Source organism: Longimicrobium sp. (genome assembly GCF_036554565.1).
GTDB lineage: Bacteria > Gemmatimonadota > Gemmatimonadetes > Longimicrobiales > Longimicrobiaceae > Longimicrobium.
The window spans coordinates 1-2,857 of record NZ_DATBNB010000560.1; the positions used below are offsets into that span (position 1 = coordinate 1).

Below are 2,857 nucleotides of genomic sequence, written 5' to 3' on the forward strand. Positions count from 1 at the left end.
CCTCGCGCATCCCCGCGGCGATCGGCGCGCTCGCGTCCACCTTCACACGCAGGATGCTGCCGGGGATGTAGTACTTCTCGCGCGGCAGGTGGCGCGGCTGCCCGTCAGGCCCCGCCTCCGTCAGGTAGTCGGTGATGGGCAGCCCCAGGTGCTGGGCCAGCACGGTGGAGCTTCCGATGGTGAGCACCGTGCCCCCGTTCTGCATGAACGCGCGAAGCTGCGGCACCGTCCGCTCCACCGTCACGTTGCCGAGCTGCCCGCGGAACTCCGCCGGCACCGCGTCGGGGCTGGGCATGCCCGCCATGCTCCCGCCGCGCGGCTCGCGCTCGGGGATGGCGCCATCCACGAACACCAGCACGTCGTATTTGGCGTTCAGGTTGCCCGCGTCCAGCTCGGGCGGAAACACCACCTGGTGGCGGAACTGGAACTGCTCCAGGATCCACCGTGTCCAGCCGCTGGGCATCAGCCCGCCGTAGCGGTCTACCAGGCCGATGCGCGCGGGTCGCAGCGGCACGGCGTCGGCGGGGCGCCGGGGCGACGGCTCCACGGTGATGCCCAGCGTGTCCGTCATCCACCGCACGTGGGCGGTCGCCTCCCGGTACGGGAACCAGAAGTCGCCCACCTCCTCGCGCCCCGGGTTCGCGCTCGCCACCCGGAACACCGGCACGCCGGCCGCCATCAGCCGGTTGACGGCCGTGAACGCGTCGTTCTGCCGGGGCGAGACCGTGAACCCCTGCGGCGCCCACCGGGGCGAGCTCACCTCCGTGGCCGGGGGGGCGACGTTCCACGCCGTCAGGGGCTGCAGCGGGCCGGTGACCGGCTCCAGCACGCGGTCGAACGCCACGCCCATCTGGTACGCCAGCGTCCATCCCGCGTTGTCGTACGGGGGAATGGGCGGGCCGCCCTCGTACAGGAAGTCGTTGGGATGGTCCTGCGGCTCGAACATGTCCAGCACGTGCGGGCGGAACGGTTGCGCGCTCTGTACCACGTACGAGCCGGCGGGATACGTCTTGCCGCCCGCCGAGAACCGCGCCGTGGCCCGGTGCACCTCTACGCCCGTTTCCAGCAGCGCGTTGACGAACTTGGTGGCCGTGGGGAAGTCTTCCTGCTCGGCGGACATCACGTATGCCCGCGGGTCGCGCCACTCGGGGCGGCGCAGCAGCCCCAGGTAGCGCGCGGACTCCTGCGCGTTGGGCGCGCCCTGGAAGATGCCCCCGCCCGACATCACCGCCGTGCCGTCGGTGCGCTGCCCCTGCCGCTCCGACGCGATCACGGCGCGTACCGAATCCACCCGGCGCGGATACGTGGTCCAGCTGTCGGTGCTGCCGCGTTCGATGGAGTTGCGGCCCATCCGCCAGAAGTTCATCAGCAGCGTGGGCCGATAGCGGCTGGCGTAGTCCAGCACGGCGTAGTTGGCCGTCACCGAGTAGTCGATGGACTGCCGGAAGTGCCACCGCTGCGGCGCGATGGGCGACACCAGGTCGGTGCTGGGCAGCTGCCGGCTGGGCACGAACGGAATGTCCATGGGCGTGGGATTGCCGATGGTTTCCGTCAGCAGCCCGATCATGTTGTGAAAGTACGTCGTGGTGCGCAGGCCGCCGTTCCACCAGGTGCTGTAGTTGGCGCCGCGCCGGGTGGTGACGCCCGGCTTGCGCTCGGCGATGAAGCGGTTGTGCATGGCGCTGCCCACCATGTCGATGCCGGTGGCGATCAGCGGGTCGTACACGTAGTTGAACGGGTCCCGGAAGGGCGGCGCGAACATCACCGTGCCCGTGGGGCCCGTCTGGTGGTGGTTGTACACGATCTGCGGGAACCACTCGCGGTACATCACCCGGTTCATGTTCTCCGTCTCGGGCTGCGTCGAGGCGTAGAAATCCCGGTTGTTGTCGTGGCCGATGTACTTCTGGTACAGCCGCGGGATGTTGCCCGTGGAGCGCGCCTCGCGGGTGGGATTGCGCATGTACCAGTCGCTGACCAGGTCCATGCCGTCGGGGTTGGCGTGCACGAACAGGATGATCACGTCGTCCAGGATGCGCCGCGTTTCGGCGTCGTCGCGGCTGACGAAGTGCCAGAGCGTTTCCATCAGCTGCTGCGCGCCCAGCACCTCGGTGGCGTGCAGCCCGCCGTCGATCCACACCACCGCCTTGCCCTCCGCCGCCAGCCGCGCGGCCGTGGCGCTGTCGGCCCGGCCCATGGCCAGGGTGCGGCTGATTTCGCGGTAGCGCTCCAGCGTGCGGTGGTTCTGGGGGCTGGTGACGATGGCCATCAGCTGTGTGCGCCCCTCGGCCGTGCGGCCGATGTCCACCATCGTCATCCGGTCGCTCTCGGCGTCCAGCTTGCGCCAGTACGCCGTCAGCGCCTGGTAGTTGGGCAGCACGTAGTCGGCGCCGATGGCGTGGCCGAACTGCTGCTCGGGGCTGGTCAGCCGCTGCTGCGCGTCGGCGCGCGCCGATGGCAGCACTGCGGCGGCCAGCGCCAGCGCACAGGCCGCGCGGCGTGTTCTGAACGAAATCAAAGCGGTGCGCCTCCGTCCGTCGGTTGCGGATTCCGTATACACCTTGGTGAACTCCTAGAATCGAACGCGCGTCCGGGGGTGTCAAGGCGGGACTAGGATCGTGAGCGGGTGTCGAGGGAGCCCGTCACCCTCCGCTGACGGTAGACTTGCGCCCCGGACCGGGCGCCCCATATTGCACTGCGTCCGCCGTCTGTTCCCGTCGGCGGACGCAGGTCCCCTCTTCCTGGTCCCCCCGCTGGAGCCGTTCCATGCCCGCCATCCTCGGTATCACGTCCGTTCTGTTGGGCCTCGCCCTGATCCTGGCCGACGAGCACGTCAGCCGCGCCGTGTGGCGCCGCGCCG

Annotated in this window: 1 protein-coding gene; it reads right to left on the reverse strand. The window is 69.9% G+C overall.

Annotated elements, in window-relative coordinates; translation table 11 throughout:
- Nucleotides 1-2,461 (reverse strand): M14 metallopeptidase family protein (locus VIB55_RS15440; protein WP_331877555.1); only part of this gene is annotated, 2,461 nt, incomplete at its 3' end.
- Nucleotides 2,462-2,857: the final 396 nt, after the last annotated feature.